General features: G+C 60.1%; 20 protein-coding genes. 7 read left to right on the forward strand and 13 right to left on the reverse strand.

The genetic code is table 11. The features are described 5' to 3' along the window. Window positions 1-9: 9 nt before the first annotated feature. Complete coding sequence (locus ACP26L_RS29875) at window positions 10-882, reverse strand: PRD domain-containing protein (protein ID WP_426448981.1); 873 nt, start codon at window positions 880-882, stop codon at window positions 10-12. A gap of 371 nt (window positions 883-1253) precedes the next feature. On the opposite strand from ACP26L_RS29875, the gene ACP26L_RS29880 reads away from it, so the two are divergent. The 4 genes from ACP26L_RS29880 to ACP26L_RS29895 all read left to right on the forward strand — a co-directional run bounded on the left by ACP26L_RS29880 (window position 1254) and on the right by ACP26L_RS29895 (window position 3814). After that, entirely contained in the window at window positions 1254-1607 is a 354-nt protein-coding gene (locus ACP26L_RS29880; RefSeq protein WP_426448983.1) for a PadR family transcriptional regulator, read from the forward strand. 6 nt (window positions 1608-1613) lie between these two features. Then, complete coding sequence (locus tag ACP26L_RS29885; RefSeq protein WP_426448984.1) at window positions 1614-2264, forward strand: hypothetical protein; 651 nt, start codon at window positions 1614-1616, stop codon at window positions 2262-2264. Between the two features lie 172 nt (window positions 2265-2436). Next, a complete protein-coding gene (locus tag ACP26L_RS29890; protein WP_426448985.1) occupies window positions 2437-3102 on the forward strand; it encodes an exonuclease domain-containing protein in 666 nt (221 codons plus the stop codon). Window positions 3103-3280: 178 nt separating this feature from the next. Then, window positions 3281-3814: a hypothetical protein gene (locus ACP26L_RS29895; protein WP_426448987.1), complete on the forward strand. Its 534-nt coding sequence runs from the start codon at window positions 3281-3283 to the stop codon at window positions 3812-3814. A 401-nt stretch (window positions 3815-4215) separates the two neighbouring features. On the opposite strand, the gene ACP26L_RS29900 is transcribed toward ACP26L_RS29895, so the two are convergent. From ACP26L_RS29900 to ACP26L_RS29915, 4 genes are all read right to left on the reverse strand, one after another. After that, entirely contained in the window at window positions 4216-5538 is a 1323-nt protein-coding gene (locus ACP26L_RS29900) for a protoglobin domain-containing protein (RefSeq protein ID WP_426448989.1), read from the reverse strand. Between the two features lie 181 nt (window positions 5539-5719). Further along, complete coding sequence (locus tag ACP26L_RS29905) at window positions 5720-6427, reverse strand: response regulator transcription factor (RefSeq protein WP_426448990.1); 708 nt, start codon at window positions 6425-6427, stop codon at window positions 5720-5722. A 30-nt stretch (window positions 6428-6457) separates the two neighbouring features. Beyond that, complete coding sequence (locus ACP26L_RS29910) at window positions 6458-8578, reverse strand: sensor histidine kinase (protein WP_426448992.1); 2121 nt, start codon at window positions 8576-8578, stop codon at window positions 6458-6460. A 182-nt stretch (window positions 8579-8760) separates the two neighbouring features. Next, window positions 8761-10131 carry an MATE family efflux transporter gene (locus tag ACP26L_RS29915; RefSeq protein ID WP_426448993.1) on the reverse strand — a complete coding sequence of 457 codons (1371 nt, stop codon included), beginning with the start codon at window positions 10129-10131 and terminating at the stop codon, window positions 8761-8763. Window positions 10132-10360: 229 nt separating this feature from the next. On the opposite strand from ACP26L_RS29915, the gene ACP26L_RS29920 reads away from it, so the two are divergent. Further along, a complete protein-coding gene (locus tag ACP26L_RS29920) occupies window positions 10361-10549 on the forward strand; it encodes a hypothetical protein (protein ID WP_426448995.1) in 189 nt (62 codons plus the stop codon). Here the strand turns inward: ACP26L_RS29920 and ACP26L_RS29925 are convergent. Continuing rightward, window positions 10539-11318 carry a class I SAM-dependent methyltransferase gene (locus ACP26L_RS29925; protein ID WP_426448997.1) on the reverse strand — a complete coding sequence of 260 codons (780 nt, stop codon included), beginning with the start codon at window positions 11316-11318 and terminating at the stop codon, window positions 10539-10541. The two genes, ACP26L_RS29920 and ACP26L_RS29925, sit on opposite strands and share 11 nt — an antisense overlap. Before the next feature lie 266 nt (window positions 11319-11584). Between ACP26L_RS29925 and ACP26L_RS29930 the strand changes: the two genes are divergently transcribed. Then, complete coding sequence (locus ACP26L_RS29930; RefSeq protein ID WP_426448999.1) at window positions 11585-13144, forward strand: ATP-binding protein; 1560 nt, start codon at window positions 11585-11587, stop codon at window positions 13142-13144. A 132-nt stretch (window positions 13145-13276) separates the two neighbouring features. On the opposite strand, the gene ACP26L_RS29935 is transcribed toward ACP26L_RS29930, so the two are convergent. Further along, the gene (locus ACP26L_RS29935) at window positions 13277-13504 is read right to left on the reverse strand and encodes a hypothetical protein (protein WP_426449001.1); all 228 of its coding nucleotides are present in this window, start codon (window positions 13502-13504) and stop codon (window positions 13277-13279) included. Window positions 13505-13663: 159 nt separating this feature from the next. On the opposite strand from ACP26L_RS29935, the gene galE reads away from it, so the two are divergent. Further along, window positions 13664-14671, forward strand: coding sequence for a UDP-glucose 4-epimerase GalE (gene galE, locus ACP26L_RS29940; protein ID WP_426449003.1), 1008 nt, complete (start codon window positions 13664-13666; stop codon window positions 14669-14671). Between the two features lie 616 nt (window positions 14672-15287). Here galE and ACP26L_RS29945 read toward each other — a convergent pair. From ACP26L_RS29945 to ACP26L_RS29970, 6 genes are all read right to left on the reverse strand, one after another. Beyond that, window positions 15288-17183 (reverse strand): PrkA family serine protein kinase, encoded by a 1896-nt coding sequence (locus ACP26L_RS29945; protein ID WP_426449005.1) that lies wholly within the window; start codon window positions 17181-17183, stop codon window positions 15288-15290. 504 nt (window positions 17184-17687) lie between these two features. Next, a complete protein-coding gene (locus tag ACP26L_RS29950) occupies window positions 17688-17891 on the reverse strand; it encodes a YbdD/YjiX family protein (protein ID WP_013920347.1) in 204 nt (67 codons plus the stop codon). Next, the gene (locus tag ACP26L_RS29955; RefSeq protein ID WP_426449007.1) at window positions 17884-19968 is read right to left on the reverse strand and encodes a carbon starvation CstA family protein; all 2085 of its coding nucleotides are present in this window, start codon (window positions 19966-19968) and stop codon (window positions 17884-17886) included. Before ACP26L_RS29955 ends, ACP26L_RS29950 begins: the two co-directional genes overlap by 8 nt. Before the next feature lie 118 nt (window positions 19969-20086). Next, window positions 20087-20821: a LytR/AlgR family response regulator transcription factor gene (locus tag ACP26L_RS29960; RefSeq protein WP_426449009.1), complete on the reverse strand. Its 735-nt coding sequence runs from the start codon at window positions 20819-20821 to the stop codon at window positions 20087-20089. Window positions 20822-20979: 158 nt separating this feature from the next. Next, window positions 20980-22626, reverse strand: coding sequence for a LytS/YhcK type 5TM receptor domain-containing protein (locus ACP26L_RS29965; RefSeq protein WP_426449011.1), 1647 nt, complete (start codon window positions 22624-22626; stop codon window positions 20980-20982). Window positions 22627-22629: 3 nt separating this feature from the next. Further along, window positions 22630-24075, reverse strand: coding sequence for a sn-glycerol-1-phosphate dehydrogenase (locus ACP26L_RS29970; protein WP_426449012.1), 1446 nt, complete (start codon window positions 24073-24075; stop codon window positions 22630-22632). Window positions 24076-24162 lie beyond the last annotated feature (87 nt).

The raw sequence follows: 24162 nt of genomic DNA on the forward strand, positions 1-24162 counted from the left end.
CTTCCTCCTTCAACTTTCATGCTGCGGCGGAGCGTATGTGAGGAACAGCCGGTACAGGTGCATCACCATGTAGCCGATCTCGTCCTCCGGCACTTCCTCACCGAGCCCTTCTTGAATCATCTCCCCAAGCTCGGATGCCAGGAGATACTCGCGGCGGTACGCCTGCTCGAAATCCCGCATGAACGGATTCGGCACCGCTTTCCTCCCGGAAATCCGGTCCACAGCCGACCGCAGGTGGGTGACCAGCCGGATGTAATCCATGCTGTCCCTTGGCAGCCGGCTGCCGAGCCGCTCCTCCACCCGTTCCACTAGCTCGCCGACCAGCGAGGACATCTTGACGAGGTGGCCGACCGATACGTCGGACACCGCCGAATGCACGTGGAACGCCAGGAACCCGATCTCATCCTCCGGCACCGTGATCCCGAACCGAGAGGAGATGGCTTCCGCCGCGCTGCGCGCAATCTCGTATTCTTTGGGAAAACACATCTGCGTCTCCTGCAGGAACGGGTTGACGATATCCATCCCGCCCCGCAGCCGGTAGACCGCGAATTGAATATGGCTCGGCAGCGCGAAGTAAATTTTATTATTGACCGGCTGCTCGAATTGCTTCTTCACGCTCTCAATGATGGTCTCCGAGATCTCGATGACCTCCGGGTCGATCCCCTCGAGCAGCTTCTGGTACTCGCTCAGCTGGTCGCGGTCGTCGAGCCGGAAGCGCTTCTCGATCCGCGGGTCCCCGCTGTCGATCGTACCGTTTCCCTTCGAGGCGAAGCCCAGGCCCTTGCCCATCAGGACATATTCTTTGCCGCTTTGGGGCTCAAGCACCATCAGCACGTTGTTGCTGATGACCCGCTCGATCCGCAGCGGACGGTTCGTTGTCAAGGGGGTACACCACCTTTCAAGGATGTGGGATTCTTAGATGCGGGGACGACAAAAAGAGCCAGAAAATAGACTGATGTTAATCTCTAGTCTTTTCCTGGCTCATGCCCTTTAACCGGTAACACGCCAAATGTATTCGATTACAATGTCATCATAAGGGATCGGGCGGGGGTTCGTCAATAGGGATACTTTTGACTAGTGGAGGGATACCATTCTCTTCTGCCGGAGGGGGGACACCGTACGGGGAAGGCCTTTCTCAACGCGGCCGCTTTAAGAATTCTCCTGGATCTTGCGTCTTGCCTGGAAAAAGATTACAATATAAGCGATCAAGCTAACTTGTTATGCAAGGCAGATGTCCGCCCCACTATCTTGCTATGCAATATACCTGCCGAAAGGATGATGTCTCCTTGTTCAGCCAGCTTGTCAAAGGCGTCCTGGAGGGCTGTGTACTGGCCATCATTGCCGAAGAAGAAACCTACGGCTACGAGATTATGGAGAAGCTCGCAGCCCGCGGCTTTCACTTCGCCAAGGAAGGCAGCATCTACCCGCTGCTGCTCCGGCTGGAGAGGGAAAAGCTCGTCGAGAGCACCCTTCGTCCCTCTCCTTCGGGCCCGAACCGCAAGTATTACCGGCTCAGCGAGGAGGGAGCGAGTCAGCTTGCGCAGTTCCGCAGCGGCTGGCAGGAGCTGGCCCAAGCCGTGGACGCCATACTTCACCAGAAAGGGTGATCGACCATGACCGCAGCCCGGGATCTGTCTCCCCCGCTGAGTCCGGCCAATCAGAAGCTGTTCGATGAAATGAAATTCTACGTCATGAGCTCCCTGTCCCTCTCCGACCCGGAAGCCATGCAGGTGCTTGGTGAGCTTGGCGAGCACCTCGCGGAAGCCGAAGCCCGCGGCCGGTCGTTCGAGGAGGTATTCGGCATGGATCCGAAGGCTTACTGCGAGGAGCTGATCCGCGAGCTGCCGAGGCGCTCTCCTGTCAGCCAGTTCCAGTTCTATGTCCTGGTGTTCCTGCTCCTGCTTCCCTTATACGTGGTGAGGCAGGGATTTTCCGGACGGATCGTCTTCGATTTATATGAGATGTGCTCTTATATCGGGGTCAGCTTCTTCCTGTTTCTGTTTGCCTGGGCTTCCTTACGGCTCACCGCCTTCAAGAACCGGCGCACCATGCATATTATTTTTTACGTGAATAGTCTTCTGACCATCGGCGTTTACATTCTCCTGATCCTGGCGAACCGCTATCTCCTGCCCGCCGGGCCGAGCCTCACACTGGATGGACTGCCGGCCTATGCCTTGTCCGCCGTCTGCGCCCTTATCTTTCTATACTATCTGCTGGGCCCCCTTCTTTCTGCGAAAAAAGAAGGAAAAGCCGCCAAAAACTGACACAGCCATGAGATGAATTTCTCATTTCCTTTTGGGTTTATTTGTGGCACAATGAAACATAGGCTTTTGCCTTTGGACCGGCAGACCCCTGCCGGCTTTTCTTTTTATTGTCCCGTTATCCCATCGCATATCCAGGGCACCATTCAATATACAGAAAAGCGGAGGAACACCCATGCAGTACATCATCTACGACTTGGAATTCACGGTGCAGCGCAAACAGCATCAGATCGCCGAGATCATCGAGATCGGCGCTGTCCGGGTGAAGGAAACGGACGGCACGGCCGCGATCGTCGACACCTTCCAGACCTTCGTGAAGCCTACGAAGCAGCCCACGCTCACTCCTTCCACCGTCTCCTTCACCGGCATCAAGCAGGAGGACGTGGCGGGAGCGCCGCAGTTCCGCGAAGCCGTCAAGGCTTTCACCGAATGGATCGGCGAAGAAGACTACTACCTCTGCTCCTGGGGGCCCGACGACAAGATGCAGCTGCTCCGCCAGACGCGCGAGCTGCAGATGGAGCTCGACTGGATCCGCAACCATAATAACCTGCAGAGCCAGTACTCGCGGATGATCAATCCCGAGGTCTACAAGCAGGTAGGGCTGAAGCGCGCCCTGGAGATCGAGGAGATCGTCCTGCAGGGCCAGCAGCACCGGGCGCTGGACGACGCCTACAACACGGCGCAGGTGTTCGTGAAACGGTACTCCACCTTCAGACTGGAGAAGAACCTCGCATCCGAAGAGCTGCTCTATTCCACGGAGCTGGTCTACTCCGAAGGCGAAGCCTCGCATAATCCGTTCGGCGCATTGGCGAAGCTGCTCGATACCGGCACCTCGTCCTGATCGGATGTGATTAACGCGCATGGTCCTTTCCTCATAAGGACCATGCGCGTTTCATTTTGAAAAAGACGCTTGCGCACAAACCTGTCCCCCAGGGGGCAGGTTTTTTGTCGTTGTCCTCTGCAACCTTTGTCCCGCTTCCGTCGTTAGAGTAAGCACATACACCGGAAGGAGGCAGAGCATGCAGGAATACATAACGATAGCGGAGGCCTTGAGCGTCCGTGCGGCGATCACCCGGCGGCTGCATCACCTGATGCAGGAGCGGATGCAGAACAGCAAGGTGATCATCGAAAAGGGCGAGCAGGCGGAATATCCCTCCCGCACGGTCGACATGATTACCGAGGAGATCGAGAGGACGGCCGCCGATTACCGGACGCTGGATGTCCTGATCGCCAAGGCCAATATCTCGCATACGATCCGCTGGAACGACCTGGACCTGACCGTGCTCGAGGCGATCGAGCTGGCGAAGCAGACCCGAAGCGAGCTGAGCATGCTGGCTTCCCTGGGCGCGGCCAAGAAGATGGAGCGTCATGTATCGCGGGGCGGCAGCGGTGACGGCGCGAAGCCTCTCTTCACCGTAGCGCTGTACGATCCGGAGGCCTACAGCCGCGCCGCGCAGAAAAAGGAACGCGAAGCCGTGAAGCTCTCTTCCCTGATCGAGCAGTCGAACCATACGCACAAGCTGCCGTTCGATGCTTCGGCCTACATGGGGTAGGCCGGCTTGCCGCCGGCTCCGAAGAGCGGAGGCCGCGAAGCTTCCGGCCTTGGGAGCCGGTGACACACCGGCGGAAGAAGCGGGAGAGTGCGGGCAGCCGTTTGGTGGTTTGTCGGATACAAACCATGCTTGACCCATCCCCGGAGCGGAACCCATAACTTCCTACAGGTAACGTCTCACGGCTCACGCTTGCACCCGATTACCTTTTACGGACTTCAACTTCATGAAAAAATGTACGCCCCGTCCCCGTCTTCTTTTCCCATGACAGCCCAAGCCCAAAAACAAAGGCGGAAGTCCCCGGCCCCCCCTGACTGTACAATCCAGTCAACGGGTCCGGTGCTTCCGCCTATTTTGCTTCAATCGTTGATGATTCAGAGGAGATGCTGCTGCTGCCCCATCTCTTATGCGCGGCTGCGCAGCGTCTCGGCGGAAGCGGCTACCTTGTTCACCGCACCGCCGATCTCCCGTACAACCTGCTGCAGCGATTCCATACCGGACTCCATCTGGGCGGTACGGTCGATGTTGCCCTGCATGGAGTCCATAATGCCTGTGAAGACACGGCGCGCTTCCGCCGCTTCCTTGCGGGAGGTCTCCACCACCTGCTGTACCTCGGTAATCGAACGGATGACGTTCGTATTGTACTGGTCCGACTGTGACACAATATCCCCAATCCGGGTCAGTGTGCTCTTCGTGTCTTCAGACAGCTTGCGCACCTGATCGGCTACGATGGAGAAGCCTCTGCCGTGTTCCCCGGCACGGGCGGCCTCGATCGCAGCATTGAGTGACAGCAGGTTCGTCTGCTCCGCGATGTCCTGCACGATCGTGACGATCTCCTTGATCTGGCCCATGAGCTCGCTGAGCTGGACGATGGTCGTCTGCATGTGGTCCGCACGGTCATGAATGGCATGAATGCGGGTCTCGAGCGAGTGGAGCCGCTCCTGTCCCGTACCGGCCAGGCTCTGGCTCGTCTTGGACTGCTGCACCGTCATCTCCAACGCTTCCTTGACGCCCCCGCTGCTGGCGATCAGGCCTTCGACCGACCTGCTGCTCACGTCGGTGAGCAGGGACAGCTCTTCGCTGATCGAACGCAGATCATGGCGGTAGCGCTCATGCTCCAGCCCGCGCTGGCGGAGATTCTCCTTCTCGTACGCCTCAAGCACGAGCTGCTGTTCGAAATTGAGCAGCTTCGTCACGATACCCGAGATCACGATGCTCTCTTCACGATCCTGCACATGGGTCTGCACGACCTGCAGGAAGGCATTCTGCAGATTCTGGAAAGCGCCCATATACCACTTGGGCTCCAGCCCGATCCGCTGGTGGATCAAGGCGATGCCGATCCGCTTCTCGACGAATTTGCGGTCGATCTGCCCGCTGAACAGCTCGGTCAAATGCACCTTGAGCGTCCTGCGCAGGCGATCCACCGTGCTGTGGTCGCGGATGATCTTCTCCAGCTTGCCCACCTTCAAAACCGCATCATAGAACTGTTCCACGATCCAGTCGATCTGGCTCTCCATCAGCGGCTGAATCACCTTGATCACCCGCAGGTCCTGCTCCGTGAGCCGGATCATTCGCAGCTGCTCATCCAGCTCGCGGTCGTCGATGGTATAGGATACGGCAGCCTGGTTGAGCTGTTCCTGCTTCAGGAACAGCTCATGATGGGCGGGCTTCGCATCCCGCTTCCACCCGAACCATCCGGCTACCGTGCTGAAAGGACATTTGCTCATGAAGGCTCCTCCTGTTGACAGGATCCGCGGCTGCCCGGCCCTAAAGCCGGGCTTCTTCCCACAGGTGAAAGAATTCGCAGAACGGTCAATCCTGATATATACCTACTGATATCGGCAGGAGGAGCAGAACATGTTAGGGGCCCGGGCCGCATTTGTTTTCCAGCCCAGGTCAGCCGCGGACTTACGGCTTGGGGATGCCGAGGACGAACTTGTAGCCCACTCCGTGCACATTGATCACGTATTGGGGATTGGCGGGGTCCGGTTCGATTTTTTTGCGCAGGTTGCTGATATGTACGATGATCGTCCGGGAGTCATTGAAGCACTCCTGGCCCCAAATTTCGCGGAACAGCTCCTCATGTGTAAAGGTCTTCTCGGGGCTCAGCGCCAGGAAGCTCAGCAGATCGAATTCCTTGCGGGAGAGGAGCACCGTCCGGCCATCGACTGTTACCGTCCTCGACAGCCGGTCGATGGCGATGGGTCCGACCTGGACCCTCATGCCGCTCGGGTCTCCTTCCCCAACCAGCCGGGGGCGCCTCAGGTTCGCCTTCACCCTGGCCACCAGCTCGTTTGGCGAGAACGGCTTCGTAATATAATCGTCACCTCCCAGGTTCAGTCCGTTAATCTTATCCTCTTCCTCCCTCCTGCAGCTCAAGAACAGAATCGGCGCGGAGGTCATCCCTCTCAGCTCCCGGCAGACCTCGAAGCCGCTGGTATCCGGCAGCATCACATCAAGGATCGCCAAATCCGGGCGTTCCCGGGCTGCCAGGGCCACCGCCTCGCCCCCGTTCTGTGACCAAACCACACGAAACTCATTTTTCTCCAGGTACTTGCGGATCATCTCGCCAATCTCGCGGTCATCCTCGACCAGCAGTATCGTTTGTCCAGACATTCGTACCACCACCACTTGATATTGTCCATTCTACTCCGAAACCGGTTCACGAATCGGGAGGGCAAACACAATCAGAGTCCCCTCCCCCGGCTCGGACCACTCGATCCAGATGCGGCCGCCGTGGGCCTCTACGATCTCCTTGGAGATCGACAGCCCTAGCCCGCCGCTTGTCTTGCCGGGAGAAGCACGCCCGGAGTAATACCGTTCGAAGACATAAGGCAGATCCTTCGGTTCGATGCCCCGCCCGTTGTCTCTGACACTGCAGCGCATCTCGCGTCCGTCTTCGGTGACGGACACCTCGATGCGGCCGCCGCGTCTCATGAAGCTCATCGCATTGAAGATGAGATTGCCGAATACCTGGTGCAGCCGTTCCAGATCCGCCTCCACCTCGGCGTACTCCGCCCGTCCGGCCGCCTCACCCATCCGGTCTACCGTCAGGTCGTAGCCGATGCCGCTATTGCGCGTATCGAGCTCATATCTGCCGAACAGCAGGCCCGCCAGCCGGTCTACTGGAATGGGCCGAAACTTGAACACAACCCGTCCCGCTTCGAGCTGGGACAGCTGGAAGAGATCTTCAATGAGCCGGTCCATACCCAGGACCTTGCCGTGAATCAGGCGGACATACCGCTCCCTCTCCTCGTCCGTCTCGACCATTCCGTCCATAATCGCTTCAAGATAGCAGCGGATGGTGGTCAGCGGCGTGCCCAGGTCATGCGAAATGTTGCTGAGCAGCCTGCTGCGGGAGCTCTCCAGGCGGGAGAGCTCCTCATTCTTGCGTACGAGCTCCCCGTTCGCCGCCTCCAGCTCGGCACTGCGCTCGAGCACCTTGCTGTGCAGGCCGGAGTTCAGTGCCGTCAGTGCCGCCGTCAGCTGCTCCTCCTGCACATAGGTACGGGAGAGCTTCACCGAAAGCAGCACGGACTGCGAGAAAACGAAGAAGAGCAGGCCGAAGGCGGACAGCGTATCCCGCGACACCGCCAGTTCATGGGCATAGAGCATGTCGCTGATTACGGTGGCGAAGAACAGCAGGCAGGAAGCCAGCAGGAACCTTGCCCCCGTACGCCTGCGGCGTGCGGCCCGGGCTGCGATAAAGATGATGTACATGGCGCAGACCGTGATGATGAGCTGGAGCACAATCAAGGTGCCGGTGAACATGACGGAGGGCAGGGCGATGACCAGCACCGCGTATGCTCCGGGCAGCAGCGTAAACAGCCGGGTATGCCGCTCCGAGCTCTCCTGCGGAAACGAGTTCGAGAAGAATCGCGTAAACAGCGGGAGGCTCAGCGCGGCCGTCAAATACTCGAGGGTGAGCTGAAGCTCCCCGTCTAGACCGGGGAAGAGCTTGACCAGGAGTACCTCGCCGAGAAGCGTGATCCTCAGCGAGAAGAGCAGGCAGAACATGCCGAAATAGAACATCGACCAGGACTGGCGCCTTGCGGTAAACAGACCGAGATGATAGAGCCCCATAATGAGCAGGGAGCCGATCAGCAGGGCGTCGAATCCGACCGCCAGGTCTTCCGAGCGGTGGACCGCCGACATCTCCCCCAGCTCGATGGGCTGCCGGAGCCCCCCCTTGGCATGCGAAAAATTCGCGATCTGGAGCACCATGTCCAGCTCCGCATTCCGGGGATGGAAGACGGCCATCGCCTTCGTGTACTGCGAAACCGAGGTTTCCCGCGAGGTCCCTACCGTCCCCGCGGAGGCAACCTGCGTTCCCCCTACCCAGAGCCGGTAGGCGCTGTTCACTGGCGGGATTCTCACCGCGAGCAGCATACGGTCATCGGTTCCCGGGGGAAGCTGGACCCGCAGCCGGTAGGTGGCATAGCCGAGGCCCGGCAGTTTCCCCTCGGGTGACGGAAGTCCCGTCCATGTGCCGGGGAGCACTACGGACCGGCCGCCTTGTCTTGGGGGCGCTGCGGCTGCAAAATCATCAGGCGTGAGGAGCTCGCCCCAGTACATCTCCCACTCCCCCTCCAGCAGGACACCCCTGCTGAGCTCCTGCGGGTCATCCAGAGTGAGCACTCCCTGCCGTGCCGCCGCAGGAGGACCCGCCTGCTGGAGCATGGCAAGCCCTCCTGCAAGGACGAGCCCGAGCAGACCCATGGAGATGATCAGGACCGCACCGTATGGCCATAAGGTCCTGCTGAACATGCGGTTGGTTCAACTCCCTCCGACGCTTCGTGTCGCATTATAGCCCAGAGGACCTTAAAAAGCATCAATTACATAATTCGATGCTTTTCTGTAAATTCCTTCAAACGAAATGGAAGGACGCAAAGAACCTCTGCCGCGGAAGCCGAAGCTTCCCGCGGCAGAGGACTGAGAGCCCGCAGCAGCTAACCGCTGTGGCCCGGACTCTGCTTGACGGTAACCGAATACCAGTCGGTGCGGTAAAAGCGGATGCACAGCACTACCGCAAAGGCGGCCAGAAACGCGTAGAGCGAGAACCAGGCGCCCATGCTCCCAAGAGCCGCCGAAAAAGTCAGAACGTAAGCCAGCGGAATGAACAGCAGCCAGTTCAGGATCAGCGACACGCGGAGCAGGAATGTCGTATCGCCGAGGCCGCGCAGCCCGCCCGCATAATAATTGAGCAGGCCGTCGAACAGCTGAAGGTAGGCCGATGCCATGATGAGCCTTCCCGCCAGCTCATAGACCGCCGAATCCTGGGTATAGAGCCTTGCGACCTCGGTAGAGAACACCAGCTCGGCCGTACCGAGTACAAGCAGGAACAGGCTTCCCAGCACGGCAACATCCCCGGCCATGCGCCTGGCGCCCAGCGGATTCCCCCGCCCGATCTCCTGGCCGACGAGGATCGTGGCGGTGGCTCCGAAGCCGAAGGCCGGCATGAAGCCGAGTCCCATGACGTTCAGGGCAATTTCGTTGGCCGCGAGCGCCTCCGTTCCGAGCCTTGTAATAAACATGGTAAATACAAACATGGCAAGTGACATCGCAAGCTCCTGCATCCCGAGCTTGCCGCTCTCCGCCAGGATGAGGGAGGCTTCCTCCCGCTCCACCGTAACCCTGCGCCTCGTGGCGAAGCGTCCGTGCAGGCGGATAAAATAAACGTAAGCGCTCCCGAGCAGTCCCAGGGCTTCGCCGATCAGGACCGCCAGACCCGCGCCGGAGAGCCCGAGCTCCGGAAAGCCCCAATGGCCGTAGGTCAGCGTATAAGTGAAGAAGATCATGGCGATATTGGCGGCGATCGTCATCACCATGGGCGTGCGGGTATCGCCGATGCCCCGGAAGAAGCCGTGCAGGATGAAGCTCAGGGTAAAGCAGGCGACCGCGAAAAAGCGGTACATCAGATAGCTGCTGCCTGCGGCCACCAGCTCCTCCGAGCCTCCCATCAACCGGAGGATGAGGCCGGGGGCCAGCCATCCGGTGAGCACGGCAAGCACTGCGGCGGCAATTCCCACGTACAGGGCGATATGGGTGCGGCGCACGGCCTGGTCCATCTGGCCTGCCCCATAGTTCTGGGCCACCAGGTAGTTCACCGAATGGCCGAAGCCCGAGCATAACGCCCAGGCATTATAGGCAATGATGTTCGACACCCCGACGACCGCAATGACCAGAGCCCCCATCCCGCCGACCATCATGAGATTGATGGTGCCGGTGACCGTACCGGAGGCGAAGGAGATAATCGAAGGCAGGGCAAGCGTAAGAATCATTTTCCAATTGCGGGTCCATCCGGCAAGCTGAGGTATCATGGCGCACCGTCCGTCCTTCGAAGATTAGGCTTTCATTTCCATTGTGCCTCAAAGCCCCCGAAGGAACAAGCGCCAATTGCGGCCGGATCGAAGGAAAAAAATCAGGCCTTCCGGAAGGAATTCCCCTCCATATTGTGGAATGAACTGGATGTGCACCCCCAATTTGAAAGCCGCCTGCGAATGCTGTATCAACAGCCTGACCGTCAGGCGGAGAGGCAGGGAGAATCCCATGAACAATCCGATCCAAGAGTTGACCCGGGAAATGAACGAAATACAGCGGCGTTATGCCGGGCTGGGTGCCCGGCTGGAGCATCTGGAGCGCCGGCTGTCCGAGATGGAAACGAAGATGGATCACCTGGAAGATCAAGCCGCCCTCCTTCCGGAACGCGGCATGAATAAAACACCGGTTACAGCCTGATGGCCGTGATCCGCAGCCTGCGGTAGTCCGCTATATATTCCCCTCCGCGAAGCAGCTTCCCACGGACCGCAGCTTCGCACCGCACATAGGCCTCCTCCTTCTCCGGCTCCGTCATACCCGCGAAGAACTTGCCTGCAAAGGCATCCAGCCAGTTCCTCAGCCCCTGTGCCCCATCCCCAAGCGGCGTCGGCCGTTCATACAGCTCGGCGGTACGGACATGGAAGCCTTCAGCCTCCAGTACGGAGGCGTATTCGCCGATCCCAGGGAAATACCACGGGTTCCGTTCATCCGCATCGATGCCGGCGGACTCCAGCGCCGAGCGGATCCCTTGATAGATCTCGGCTATATTGTCCTGCCCCCCAAACTCCGCCACGAGCCTGCCCCCGGACCTCAGCGCCAGCGCCATCGACCGGGCGGCATCCGCCGGCCTGCGGATCCAGTGCAGCGCCGCGTTAGAGAAGATCGCATCGTAGGGCGCCTCTTCCGGCTGCAGCCGGAAGGTCTGCGCATCGTCAACGCGGAAGCTTAAAGACGGGTACTTTGCAGCTGCCTGTGCGACCATGGCCTCCGAGCTGTCGATCCCCGTGACATGAGCCCCGCTCCGCGCAATCTCCCAGGCGAGGTCGCCGGTGCCGCAGCCGATATCCAGAATGCGCTCCCCCTCCGCCGGCTGCAGCAGCCCGATAAGGCTTTGCCCCAGGCGGGAGACATACCCAATCTTCTGGTCGTAATGTCCCGCGTTCCACTCGTTTGACTTCGTCTCGTTCATCTTCGCTCACACTCCCTCTCTTCTATTTCCCATTATCTTACACCCTTGTTTATTGATCCAATATATAAATATAATTATTTTAATAGATTTTACCTATAATTAATCCCCACCCATGCCCTGATATGGTCGAAACATCCAGCCCCCCAACCTGTCGAACCCGCAAGTTCATTTCCATTCCCTGGAATGCCGCAACCGTTTTCCTGCTGTTCCATGCCTGGCATCCGTGCTATAATGAATCGAATGCGACAGGCAGGTGATCTCATCATATGCAGAAAATCCCAGTCATCCGCGATAAAAAGAGCTCCGACATCACGATCATCTCGTCCGATGACGTAGTCAAGATCGAGTGCATCCGGGACAAGGAGTTCATCATCCATACGGTTTCCGACAAATATTACTGGGCCGCTTCTCTCGAAGTTTTTGAGGAATGGCTGTACGAGGAAGGCTTCCGGCTCATCGATCAGATGAACGTGGTCAATATGAACCATGTCACCGATTACGAGCCGCGCAAGGGCGTCGTTACGCTCCGCTCCGGTACATCCTCCAGATACAAGACCGCTTCCGCCGCGTGGATCCACGGTGAACATATTACGAACGTGCGCAGTCTCCTGGGCAAAATGAAAGAGCTCGACCAAGGCATCCCGCCGAGCCATGAAGGAGACGAGCTCTTCGAAACCGTGCTTGCCCAGGAGGAGGACCACCGCTTTGCCCGGTCCTATGCCATGATCAAGGCCTTGTACGAGAAGAAGAAGGCCGAGCTGCTCCTCGAAGAAAGCGAGCTGCGGTACAAGTCGCTCTTCGAGCACAATCCCGATCCCATCTGCTCCCTGAACCTCAATGGTCTGCTGACCAGTGTCAATCCGGCCATGTTCCAGGTCATCGGGTATTCCGAGCAGGAATTGTCCGGCGGTACAATCCAGCCGCTGATCCTGCCCGAGCATTACCCCCTGTGGCTCCAGCACTTCCAGGATACCCTGAACGGCTCCACGCCCCATTACGAGCTTACCTTCCTTCACAAGGATGGCTACCCGGTGGAGGCCAGCGTGCTCAATTTTCCGATCTTTGTGGGCAAGCAGATTGCCGGGGTCTACATGATCGGCCAGGATATCAGCGACCGCAAGCGGGCCGAAGAGATGCTGATCCGCTCCGAGAAGCTGTCGGTCGTCGGCCAGCTGGCCGCCGGCGTAGCCCACGAGATCCGCAATCCGCTTACCTCGCTCAAGGGCTTCGTGCAGCTGCTGCAGGGCAAGATCAACGGCTACGACAACTACTTCGATATCATGCTCGAAGAGCTCGACCGTATCAACTTTATCGTCAGCGAATTCCTTGTGATCGCCAAGCCCCAGTCCGTCCGGTTCCAGAAGAAGGACGCCGGCGCCATTCTGCAGAACACCTTGATGCTGATGGGTTCCCAAGCTTTGATCCACAACGTGGACATCCACACTCATATCGATCCCGATCTTCCTCCGATCCTGTGTGACGAGAACCAGATCAAGCAGGTGTTCATCAACATCCTGAACAATTCCGTCGATTCCATGCCGGCCGAAGGCGGCCAGATTCACATTGAATTCCTCCGCACGGATCATGAACAGGTCCTGATGCGCTTCACCGACCAGGGATGCGGCATTCCGGAGGACCGTCTTCCCCGTCTCGGAGAGCCCTTCTACACCACGAAGGAAAAAGGAACCGGACTCGGACTTATGGTGACCTTCCGGATTATCGAGAACCATGGCGGCACCCTCCAATTCCACAGCGCTCTCGGACAAGGCACCACGGTGGAAATCATCATTCCCGCCGTCATACCGGGCGGAACACTCGCCGTATAAGAACGGATAGGACCGCCGGATCGCCCTGCGGTCCGAAGAGGCAGGCCCCCTTGCCCGAAACTCCAAGCAGCCTGCCGCTCCGGTGAAGGAGCAAGCAGGCTGACTTGTCAGATAAGTCTTCCACTATCCATATTAGTAAGGATAGGGGCCGTACGGGTACGGCGGGTACGGATAATACGAAACCGGCACCGGTACGGGCAGCGGAACCACCAGAGGCCCGCCCCCCCATGGGCCGTATTTGGGGTAGCCGTAATGCGGATAACCGAATTGGGGCCCCCAACCGCCGTGGTAGCCGCCATACCAGGGCCGTCTTGTTTCGGAGGATGCGGATCTCGGTGCGGTTACTTGCTTCTTTTGCATAGGCAAGGACCTCATTTCAAGTTATAATCGGGTTCTTGGGACCCTCATCTACCCTCTGTATATGTCAGCCCGCCCCGGAGGGTGAATGCCCAGCGCCCAAATTGGGCCCTGCCCAGCAGCGCTTTTCTCATTACATACCTAATCGGAGGTTTATAACCCATGTCCATTCTGGTTACCGGCGGAGCCGGCTATATCGGCAGCCATACTTGTGTCGAGCTGCTCCAAGCGGGGCAGTCCATCGTCGTCGTGGACAACCTGTCGAACAGTAAGATGGAATCGCTCGAGCGCGTACGCGAACTGACGGGTCAAGATTTCCGCTTCTATGAAGTGGACCTGCTCGACAAGGAGAAGCTCGGCAGCGTCTTCGCCGAGAATGAGATCGACGCGGTGATCCACTTCGCCGGCCTCAAGGCTGTCGGGGAGTCCGTCGCCCAGCCGCTTCGCTATTACGAGAATAACATCACCGGCACGCTGAATCTGTGCGAGCAGATGCAGAAGCACGGCGTCAAAAAGCTAGTTTTCAGCTCCTCGGCCACCGTCTACGGCATGTCCGAGCAGGTGCCGATCACCGAAGCCTCACCGCTGTCCGCCACGAATCCCTACGGCCGATCGAAGCTTATTATTGAGGAGATTCTGCGCGACCTGCATGTCTCCGATCCGTCCTGGAGCATCGCCCTGCTCCGCTACTTTAATCCGATCGGAGCTCATGCCAGCGGAAGAATCGGCGAAGATCCCAACGGCATCCCGAACAATCTCCTGCCTTACATCACCCAAGTGGCTGTCGGCAAGCTTCAGGAGCTACGCGTCTTCGGCAGCGACTATCCGACGGTGGACGGATCCGGGGTTCGCGACTACATCCATGTCTGCGATCTGGCTGCAGGACACCTGAGAGCTGTGGAGAAGGTGCGCTCCACAACAGGTGTGGAGGCTTATAACCTCGGCACAGGCAAGGGATACAGCGTGCTGGAGGTCATCCGCGCCTTCGAGGAGGCCTCCGGTCAGAAGGTGCCGTACGCGGTCGTCGACCGGCGTCCCGGCGATGTGGCCGTCTGCTATGCCGATCCGGCCAAAGCCCGCGAGGAGCTGCAGTGGACCGCGCAGCGCGGCATCGAAGAGATGTGCGCCGATGCGTGGCGGTGGCAGACGGGGAATCCGAACGGATACTAGGGCGCTCGGGTATATGCTTTCTCGTTCCGTTGGGGCGTTCGGGTATATGATTTTGCGTTCCGTTGTGCTTCGCACAAAGGTCACTATCAAAATCATATATCCTCACTTGGCAGCAAATGCTTATCGCCGTCTCCTTGACCCGGCGGCAGATCGGCAAGTGCAAAAGAGGCCTCCTACCCTCACGGGGTGGAGGCTTCTTTGCGTGCTGGGCGCTCGGGTATATGCTTTCTCGTTCCGTTGTGCTTCGCACAAAGGTCACTTTCGAAACCATATATCCTCGCTTGGCAGCAAATGCTTATGTCACTCCCGTTGTGCTTCGCACAAAGGTCACTTTCGAAACCATATACCCTCGCTTGGCAGCAAATGCTTAACGCCGCTTCCTCGCCCCGGCGGCGGCCGGCAAGTGCAAAAGAAGCCTCCTACCCTCACGGGGTAGAGGCTTCTTTACGTTCAACATCTGCAGCCGTCCCGCTTACAGCTGACCCGCTCCCCCGGGCCGGAGAAAGAAAATCCTCCTTGCCGGAGGAGAGGTCGGGCTGTGGAACGGGGAAAGCCTGCGGCTGATCCGCGGATCAGCGTTTCGTCTGATGCACTCCACTAAAGCGCGGAGCCGGACTTACCGGTTCAGCAGGCTGCCGACATAGCGCAGCAGCTCGTTGGCCGAAGCGGTGGTATAGCCGTGCTCTTCGACCAGACGCTTGATGACTTCGTTGATCCGCTTGAGCTGGTTGCCGTCCGGCGTCTTCGTGGACGTCGTGATTTTGACGATATCCTTGAGGTCGGCGAACAGCTTCTTCTCGATCGCCTCGCGCAGACGTTCATGGCTGCTGTAGTCGAAGCGCTTGTTCTTGCGGGAGTAGGAGGACATCCGGATCAGGATCTCTTCGCGGAACGCCTTCTTCGCATTCTCGGAGATGCCGATCTGCTCCTCGATCGACCGCATCAGCCGCTCATCCGGATCCATCTCTTCACCCGTAAGCGGGTCCTTGATCTTGGCCCAGTTGCAGTACGCCTCGATATTGTCGAGGTAGTTGTTGAAGAGTGTCTTCGCCGACTCGTCGAAGGAGTAGACGAACGCCTTCTGCACTTCCTTCTTCGCCAGCTCGTCGTACTCCTTGCGCGCGATCGAGATGAAGTTGAGGTACCTCTCCCGCTCCTCCTTGGTGATCGAAGGATGCTGGTCGAGTCCGTCCTTCAGCGCCCGCAGCACGTCAAGGGCATTGATGAATTCCAGATCATGGCGGATGAGCGCGCTGGAGATACGGTTGATGACATAGCGCGGGTCAATCCCCGACATGCCCTCTTCGAGATACTCGTTCTGCATCTCCTTCAGATCCGCTTCCTTGTAGCCCTCGACTTCCTCGCCATCGTACATGCGCATTTTTTTGACGAGATCCATGCCCTGCTTCTTCGATTCCTTAAGACGGGTAAGGATCGAGAAGATCGCCGCGGCGCGGAACGAATGCGGGGCGATATGCACATGCTTCATGTCGCTCTGCTGGATGAGCTTGGTGTAGATCTTCTCCTCCTCAGACACCTTGAGGTTATACGGAATCGGCATGACGATCATCCGGGACTGCAGCGCCTCGTTCTTCTTATTGGCGATGAACGATTTGTACTCGGATTCGTTCGTATGCGCGATAATCAGCTCATCTGCGGAGATCAGCGCGAAGCGCCCGGCCTTGAAATTCCCTTCCTGCGTCAGGGAAAGCAGGTTCCACAGGAATTTCTCGTCGCACTTCAGCATCTCCTGGAACTCCATGATGCCCCGGTTCGCTTTGTTGAGCTCCCCGTCGAAACGGTACGCGCGCGGATCGGATTCCGAACCGAACTGCGTAATGGTCGAGAAGTCGATGCTGCCCGTAAGGTCGGCGATATCCTGGGACTTCGGATCCGACGGGCTGAAGGTCCCGATCCCGACGCGGTTATCCTCTGAGATCAGCACCCGCTCCACCAGCACATCCTCAATGCGTCCGCGGTAATCGTCGCGAAGACGGATCTGGCACGACGGGCAGAGATTGCCTTCGATCTTCACTCCAAGCTCCTTCTCCACCTCCGGACGCAGCTCGTGCGGGATGAGGTGCAGCGGCTCTTCATGCATCGGGCAGCCCTGGATGGCGTACACCGCGCCGGCATCGGTCCGGGAGAACTGCTCCAGCCCCCGCTTCAGCATCGTCACCAGCGTCGACTTCCCGCCGCTCACCGGGCCCATCAGGAGCAGAATCCGCTTGCGCACCTCGAGACGGCGGGCGGCGGAGTGGAAGTACTCCTCCACCAGCTTCTCCACAGCGGAATCCAGACCGAAGATTTCTTTGTCGAAGAAATTGTACCTCCGGCGCCCGTTCTCCTCCGTGATGCCCTGGGAGGCGATCATCTCATACACCCGTGCATGCGCCGTCATGGCCAAACGCGGATTCTCGCGGAGCTTCTCCACATATTCGGCGAAGGAACCAACCCAAGCCAGTCTTTCGGTTTCCGTGCGGTGGTCGGCGATTTTTTTGAATAAGCTCATGATTCTAACCTCCTAAGGGTTTCGCCAAGCAAAACCTACTTCGAAAGCGTCGGCCCGCCCTAAACCGTACCGTGGGAATCCACATGAGGCACGGCCGGGACAACCCGATGTTACACATACGTTGTCAGGATTGCCTTGAGGTCGTCTTCGGCTGCTTCTGAGGGAGACGGCAGCGGCTTTTGGCGGTGGGTACCGGCGGCAGTACTTGCTTGGACAGCATCGGCGTGAGTTTCCTATGGATGACAGCGCGTCAGGTTACTTTACAACCCTCTTCATGTTCTGAAGTGTATTAAATACCTATGCAGGAAGAGGGACGAAGTTGCCCGAAATTTTAGACAAAATCAATAAAAGGAGCCCGAGCCTCCCCTGTACCAAACATTCCCAGGTAAAGGAAGACATTCATGCCAAACACCCTCACGGCAGCCGCCGGAGGGTATTCGAGCTTTTATACAGTTCTATAGCGGACATGGCCGTGTGGGACTTGGACTCGCCCACAACCGTCCTCTAGCAGCACCGGGAGACCTTGCCTCCCTTAGCGTTGTAGCGGGCATCCTGCGCCTCGCGGAAGAACTCCTCCCTTGTCTGGACAGGGAGTTCCGGATGGCATTCCTGCATATGCTTCACATACGTTTCATAGTTCGGTACGCCGACGAGCAGATCCAGGAACTGCTGCCGGTACTGCAGTACGGTCCGGACCCGCTCAAACATAGGTCGTCGCCTCCCGGCCGTCCTGCCCGCGTGCCACGTACGGCGCCTCGTTCACCCCGACCTGCCCCTTCGTCAGCACACGGTACCAGGTACGCAGGGCGGACAAGAGCACGAGCAGCACGATGATCATGAACAGCCCGCACAGGGCTGCGTCCACATAATCGTTGGTGATGATCTGCTGCATCTGGGCCATGTTCTTCGCCGGCGCAATCAGCTTCCCGGACGCCATCGCTTCCTTATATTGTTCGGCATGCTTCAGGAAGCCGATCTTCGCTTCCGGATGGAAGAGCTTCTGCCAGCCCGCGGTCATCGTCACAACGAGCAGCCAGGCCGTCGGCACCAGAGTGACCCAGGCGTATTTCTTCCGGCCCATCTTGAGCAGGATCGTAGAGCCAAGAATAAGCGCCATGCCGGCCAGCATCTGGTTGGCAATCCCGAAGAGCGCCCACAGCGAGTTGATGCCCCCGAGCGGATCCACCACACCCTGGTACAGGAAGTACCCCCAACCCGCTACGCAGAGCGCGGTTGCGACAACATTGCCCATCGTGGATTCCGTATTCCCGAGACGCTTCGAGACGCTGCCGAGGATCTCCTGGATCATGAAGCGCCCGACCCGGGTGCCGGCGTCGATCGTCGTCAGGATGAACAGGGCTTCGAACAGGATGGCAAAATGGTACCAAAACGCCATCAGCGCCTTCCCGCCGATGACCCCGGAGAGAATATGCGCCATGCCGATAGCGAACGTCGGGGCGCCGCCGGTCCGCGACAGGATCGTCGTCTCGCCGACGTCCTTGGCAAGCCCCGTCAGGTCATCCGGCGTGATGGTGAAGCCCCAGGACGTCAGCTTGGCGGCGGCCTGCACGGCATCGGTGCCGATCGCGGCCGCAGGCGAGTTAATCGCGAAGTAAGCGCCCGGTGTAATCACGCAGGCGGCGACGAGCGCCATGATCGCGACGAACGATTCCATGAGCATCGCGCCATAGCCGATCGGCTGGGCGTGCGATTCGCGCTCGAGCATCTTCGGCGTTGTGCCCGAAGAGATCAGCGCATGGAATCCCGAGACGGCCCCGCAGGCGATCGTGATGAAGAGGAACGGGAACAGGTTGCCGGCGAATACCGGACCCGTACCGTCGATGAACTTGGTGGTGGCCGGCATGGCAAGCTCCGGCATGACGACGAAGATCCCGAGGGCCAGGCCGACGATCGTCCCGATCTTCAGGAACGTTGAGAGGTAATCGCGGGGCGCGAGCAGCAGCCATACCGGCAGCGCCGAAGCGATGAATCCGTAGGCAATCATCATTAGGGCGATCGCTTCGCCGCTGAAGGTGAACATGGCCGACAGGTACTCGGACTCCGCCACATACTTGCCCGCCACCAAGGAGCCAAGCAGCAGCACCAGTCCGATCAGCGAAGCCTCCACCACCCGGCCCGGCCTGATATACCGCATGTACATGCCCATGAGCAGGGCGATCGGGATGGTGGCGGCAATCGTGAACATGCCCCACGGCGAGCCGATCAGCGCTTTGACGACCACGAGTGCCAGCACGGCCAGCAGGATGACCATGATGCCGAGAATGCCTACCATCGCGATGGCGCCGGCCACCGGACCGAGCTCCTCCTTGATCATCTCGCCCAGCGACTTCCCGTTACGGCGGGTCGAAGCGAACAGGATCACAAAGTCCTGTACCGCCCCGCCGAGGATCACGCCGATGACGATCCACAGCGTGCCCGGCAGATAGCCCATCTGGGCCGCCAGCACCGGACCGACCAGCGGGCCGGCTCCGGCAATCGCCGCGAAGTGGTGCCCGAAGAGCACCCATTTGTTCGTCGGCACATAGTCCTTGCCGTCGTTATTCAGCTCCGCCGGCGTCTTGCGGTTGTCGTCCAGCCCGAACACCTTGCGGGCCAGGAACCGGCTGTAGAACCGGTAGGCCACCGCGTAGCAGGATACGGCGGCGATGATGAGCCACATCGCGTTTATGGACTCGCCCCGATTCAACGCGATCGTAGCGAACGCGACGGCGCCGAGTACGGAGACGATCCCCCACAACAGGATGGATTTGAAGCTTCTTGCCACAGCATTCCCCTCCAATAGATATGATAGCGCTTGCATCATCTTTATCCATCAGTATAAACGCTTCCCTGCCCGGGAGGAATGCCCGCGGCGCAACATGTCCGCTCCCTCTCCCAACGTGTCAGATTTCGAGCTTCAAACGCAGCTCTTTGACGTAGTTGCGGCTCACCGGCACGTTCGTGCCGGCCTCGTCGCCGATCCGGACATCATAAGCTCCGTTGATCCAGGACTTCAGCTCCGTGATCGCCGCCAGCCGGACGAGATAGCTCTTGTGGCAGCGAAAAAAACCGTGCGAAGCCAGCTTCTGCTCCAGCTCCTGCAGCGTATAGCCAACGGGATACGCGCCGCCGTCCGTGTGAACGAGCACATGCTTGCCTTCCTTGCTGATGTACTGGATCTGAGCCGGGAAAACGTACTTGATCCCTCCCTCGACCTCCAGCGCCAGCTTGACGCACCCTCCTCCTGCCGCCCCCGGCTTCGGCATCACAGGCACCGCGGCCTTGCGCAGCTCCCGGAACACCTCAGCCACATCCTCCTCATCATACGGCTTCAACAGATAGTGGAAGGCGCGGAGCTTGAACGCATCCACCGCATACTGGTCATAGGCGGTGGAGAACACAATCTTCAAACCCGGCTGCAGGTCCGCTAGCAGCTGAGCCACCTGCCGGCCGCTGAGGTCCGGCATATCCATATCAAGGAAGAGCAGGTCAGGCTGCTCTTCCTGCACCCGGCAGACCGCTTCCATGCCCCCTGATGCCGTCACCACACTCTGGACATCCGGCATCTGTCCGGTCAGGTAAGCGAGCTCCTCCCGCGCCGGCGCCTCATCGTCCGCGATAACCACCTTGTATCCCATGAATGCTCCCTCCTTTTTGTTCCTCTCGCCATTTCTCATCTAGACCTATGCGAAGCTATTCCATGGCACTGCGCGGGCACAAGTCCTAAATACCGTGCGATCTCCATTGCTCATTGTAACAGCTTGGGGCAGGGCGCGGCTGACGGAGTCCATCAGGCTCATCCGAGCCCTCGGGTTTCCGTCAGCCTGTCCGGCTCTACGGGCGCCGGTATGCGGAACCGGACCCGCGTCCCCTTCCCCGGCTCACTGCGGATCTCGAGCGGCTCCTCCATCCCGTAGTGATACCCGAGCCGCTGAGCGATGTTCTCCAGCGCCATGCCCGCGTGCTCCTCACCCCCGCTCCGCTCCCCGTGCAACGGCATACCGCTGCCGTTGTCTTCCACGCTGACTTCCACTCCCCCGCCCTGCTCCCGAATGCGGATGCGGATCAGCCCCGGCCGGCCGCTGTTCCTCGTGCCGTGCAGAATCGCATTCTCCACCAGAGGCTGGATCGTAAAAGGCGGCAGCAGCCGCTCCACCGTCCGCTCCTCAATCTCCGTCACAAGCTCGAGCTGATCCCCGAGCCGGGCCTGGGTCAAGCTGAGGTAGGAGGTGACGAGCTCCAGCTCTTCGCGGATCGTGATCAGCGTGCGGGACGAATTCTTCATATTCGTCCGCAGGAAGCGGGAGAGCTGGGTGACCAGCGTCCGGGCCTCATCCGGCTTCGTGCGGATGAACGACTTCACCGTGTTGAGCACGTTGAAGAGAAAATGCGGGTTCATCTGGGCCTGCAGCGACCGGATCTCGGCGTCAGCCAGCAACTGGGCCTGACGCTCCGCTTCCACGAACGCATACTGCTGCGACATCAGGCCGGCGAGCGTCCGCAGCATCCGGCGGCGGGAAGGGCTGTCCTCCCGGCTGCGCTCATAGAACAACCGGAATGCGCCGAGGGCTGTCCTATTCTGCGTCTCCAGGGGCAGGTCGATGAAGTAGGCCGTCTTCCTGCCCTGGTTCGCGAGCTCCGAACTCCCCTTATAGAAGGAAGCCCCCACCGCCTTCGTCTCCTCATTGAGCGTCCGGGCCACCTCTTCCACGGCCTGGTCGAACGGCAGCCTCCAGAGCGGCATCGTCAAGTCCGCAATATGCAGCGCCTTGCGCGCATGCTCGGTCCCGATGCGGTCTTCCTCGCTCTCCATCGTCTGGTAGAGCACGAAGAACAGGGCGACCCCGATCGAGTTCGCCAGGGTCTGCGGCCCGCCGATCAGCGAGACCAGCGTGAGCGCATCGTGCCACGGACGGGCGATGAGGAGAATCAGCCCCATCTGCAGCAGCTCGGCCAGCAGGCCCGCCAGGAACGCAAGGCGGATCGCTGACGAAGATGCCCTCCGCAAGCGCTTACGAAGCGGTCTGCGGCACAACCCGCCGAGCAGCCCCTGCAGCAGCGGGGCGATCATGCACGCGACGGCGACGAAGCCGCCGAGGCTGAACCGGTGCAGGCCCGCCAGGCCGCCGACAAGCAGGCCGATCCACGGTCCGCCGAGCAGCCCCGCGATGACCACGCCGACCGAGCGTGAGTTGGCGATCGCGGACAGCGAGGAGATCTCCCCGATCCACGGCGCCGGCCGGTAGCTGTAATCGGTGACCGTGACGCCGGAGTAGGTGCCGAGCATCGCATACAGGCTGAAGAAGAGGACGAACCGCCACGGGTACGTCCCGTCCCCTGCGTAGCTCATATACTCCCGCATCCACCGGCTCCGGGAGAAAACAAAAGCCAGAGCGATCAGAAACCCGACCCGCTCCAGCATATCGACCAGCAGATGAAACATGGGCTACTCCGACTGCGCCTGCGCCTGTACGCCTGCCGCCGTTACCTGAGGCTGCGACGACGCCCCGGCCAGCCACTCCTGCAGCCGCAGGATCGTGTAGCGGCTGCGCACGTACTTCGCATAACGCAGACTCTGCTCCACGAGCTCCGGCTCCACGCCGAGCTGCGCTTCCGCCACCGGCCCGCCGGCGCGGCTGAGCCACTGCACCATCTGCTCCGGCGCCGGCACGCTGCGGCATACGGCCTGCACGGCCTCCCAGCGCGAAGCGAGACGCTCCCCGATGCCCCGCAGCAGCGCTTCGCGGCTTACCGGATCCAGCTCCGCGGCATTCTCCGCGCGCACCTGATCGGCGATCGTGCCGTAGCCTTCCGCGATGGCGTCTTCGGCCTGCGCAGGCGACAGGAACGCCGGATCGGCGAGACGCTGCGCGGCGGCGGCTCTTACCGCTTCCGCGTCCAGCTGTGCCGTCTTCGCATACAGGCCGGCCATCCGCACCGCCGCTACGCCGACCTTCGCGCCGTGCAGCAGCGCCCGGCGGCGCAGCTGCAGGAAGCGCATCTCCCAGAAGTGGGAGAGGTGGTGCTCCGCGCCGGAAGCCGGACGGGAATGGCCTACGATCAGCATGGAGATCCCGGAGAGGATCAGGCCCTCCATCAGACGGCGCTGCCCTTCCTCGGTGCCGGCGGCAATATCGTCGACGTAGTCGACGCACCGCGCCAGCCCCTGCCGGGTCATCTCCGCGGAGAGCTCACACACGTGCTCGTCCAGCAGCAGGCGGCCGAGCTGCCAGTCGGCAAGCGACGTGTACTTGCCGAGCATGTCGCCGAAGCCGGCGGCGGTCAGGGTCTGCGGCGCATGCGCGAGCAGCGCCAGGTCCGCGAAGACGGCTTCCGGGGCGCAGGCCGGGACCGTCTGCTTGAAGCCGCCGAGGATGAGCGGCGCGCCTACGGAAGCGAAGCCGTCCACCGACGAGGCGGTAGGGACGCTGAGGAACACGCGGCCGGTCTTGAACGCCGCGAAGCGGACGATGTCGTGGAGCGTGCCCGAGCCCACGGCGGCAATCGCCTGCGTGGCGGCGTCCACGTGCAGCAGCAGCTGCACGATGGCCCGCTCGTCCGCGGCGAGCTCCCCGTGCTCATCCTCGGTGAGCACGACCAGCCTGGCCTCGAGCTGCGCCTCACGGCAGCGTTCGAGCAGCTCTTCGCCGGCAGCCTTAGCCGTATGCCGGTCGCACACCAGCAGCAGCGAGCGGAGCCCCCGCTCCTGCGCATAGTCCGGCAGCGCCGCGAGCGCGCCGCGGTCAATGATCACGCGGCGGATCGGCACCTCGTGATCCTTCCCGCAGCTCTCGCAGTAGAAGCTGCGGCCGAGCCAAGGGTCGATCTCCCCCGCCTGCTCCAGTCCCAGCCCTTCGGCGCGCTCCAGTTTCCATTCAAGCTCCATACCCATCTTCATCCGTCTCCTCTCTCGTCTGCAATCTCCCCTATTATACCAAATCTATCCTATGGAATCTGTGCTATAATTGCAGGTACGAAC

Origin of the sequence: Paenibacillus sp. S-38, from assembly GCF_049942825.1 — a bacterium.
In the GTDB taxonomy this organism is placed as follows: Bacteria; Bacillota; Bacilli; order Paenibacillales; family NBRC-103111; genus Paenibacillus_G.

Coding starts and splice junctions, on each gene's coding strand:
- ACP26L_RS29970 (WP_426449012.1), bottom strand. CDS start 24,075: ATGGGTATGGAGCTTGAATGGAAACTGGAGCGCGCCGAAGGGCTGGGA.
- ACP26L_RS29965 (WP_426449011.1), bottom strand. CDS start 22,626: ATGTTTCATCTGCTGGTCGATATGCTGGAGCGGGTCGGGTTTCTGATC.
- ACP26L_RS29960 (WP_426449009.1), bottom strand. CDS start 20,821: ATGGGATACAAGGTGGTTATCGCGGACGATGAGGCGCCGGCGCGGGAG.
- ACP26L_RS29915 (WP_426448993.1), bottom strand. CDS start 10,131: ATGATACCTCAGCTTGCCGGATGGACCCGCAATTGGAAAATGATTCTT.
- ACP26L_RS29880 (WP_426448983.1), top strand. CDS start 1,254: ATGCAATATACCTGCCGAAAGGATGATGTCTCCTTGTTCAGCCAGCTT.
- ACP26L_RS29910 (WP_426448992.1), bottom strand. CDS start 8,578: ATGTTCAGCAGGACCTTATGGCCATACGGTGCGGTCCTGATCATCTCC.
- ACP26L_RS29925 (WP_426448997.1), bottom strand. CDS start 11,318: ATGAACGAGACGAAGTCAAACGAGTGGAACGCGGGACATTACGACCAG.
- ACP26L_RS29895 (WP_426448987.1), top strand. CDS start 3,281: ATGCAGGAATACATAACGATAGCGGAGGCCTTGAGCGTCCGTGCGGCG.
- ACP26L_RS29935 (WP_426449001.1), bottom strand. CDS start 13,504: ATGCAAAAGAAGCAAGTAACCGCACCGAGATCCGCATCCTCCGAAACA.
- galE (WP_426449003.1), top strand. CDS start 13,664: ATGTCCATTCTGGTTACCGGCGGAGCCGGCTATATCGGCAGCCATACT.
- ACP26L_RS29945 (WP_426449005.1), bottom strand. CDS start 17,183: ATGAGCTTATTCAAAAAAATCGCCGACCACCGCACGGAAACCGAAAGA.
- ACP26L_RS29885 (WP_426448984.1), top strand. CDS start 1,614: ATGACCGCAGCCCGGGATCTGTCTCCCCCGCTGAGTCCGGCCAATCAG.
- ACP26L_RS29920 (WP_426448995.1), top strand. CDS start 10,361: ATGAACAATCCGATCCAAGAGTTGACCCGGGAAATGAACGAAATACAG.
- ACP26L_RS29905 (WP_426448990.1), bottom strand. CDS start 6,427: ATGTCTGGACAAACGATACTGCTGGTCGAGGATGACCGCGAGATTGGC.
- ACP26L_RS29900 (WP_426448989.1), bottom strand. CDS start 5,538: ATGAGCAAATGTCCTTTCAGCACGGTAGCCGGATGGTTCGGGTGGAAG.
- ACP26L_RS29950 (WP_013920347.1), bottom strand. CDS start 17,891: ATGTTTGAGCGGGTCCGGACCGTACTGCAGTACCGGCAGCAGTTCCTG.
- ACP26L_RS29930 (WP_426448999.1), top strand. CDS start 11,585: ATGCAGAAAATCCCAGTCATCCGCGATAAAAAGAGCTCCGACATCACG.
- ACP26L_RS29890 (WP_426448985.1), top strand. CDS start 2,437: ATGCAGTACATCATCTACGACTTGGAATTCACGGTGCAGCGCAAACAG.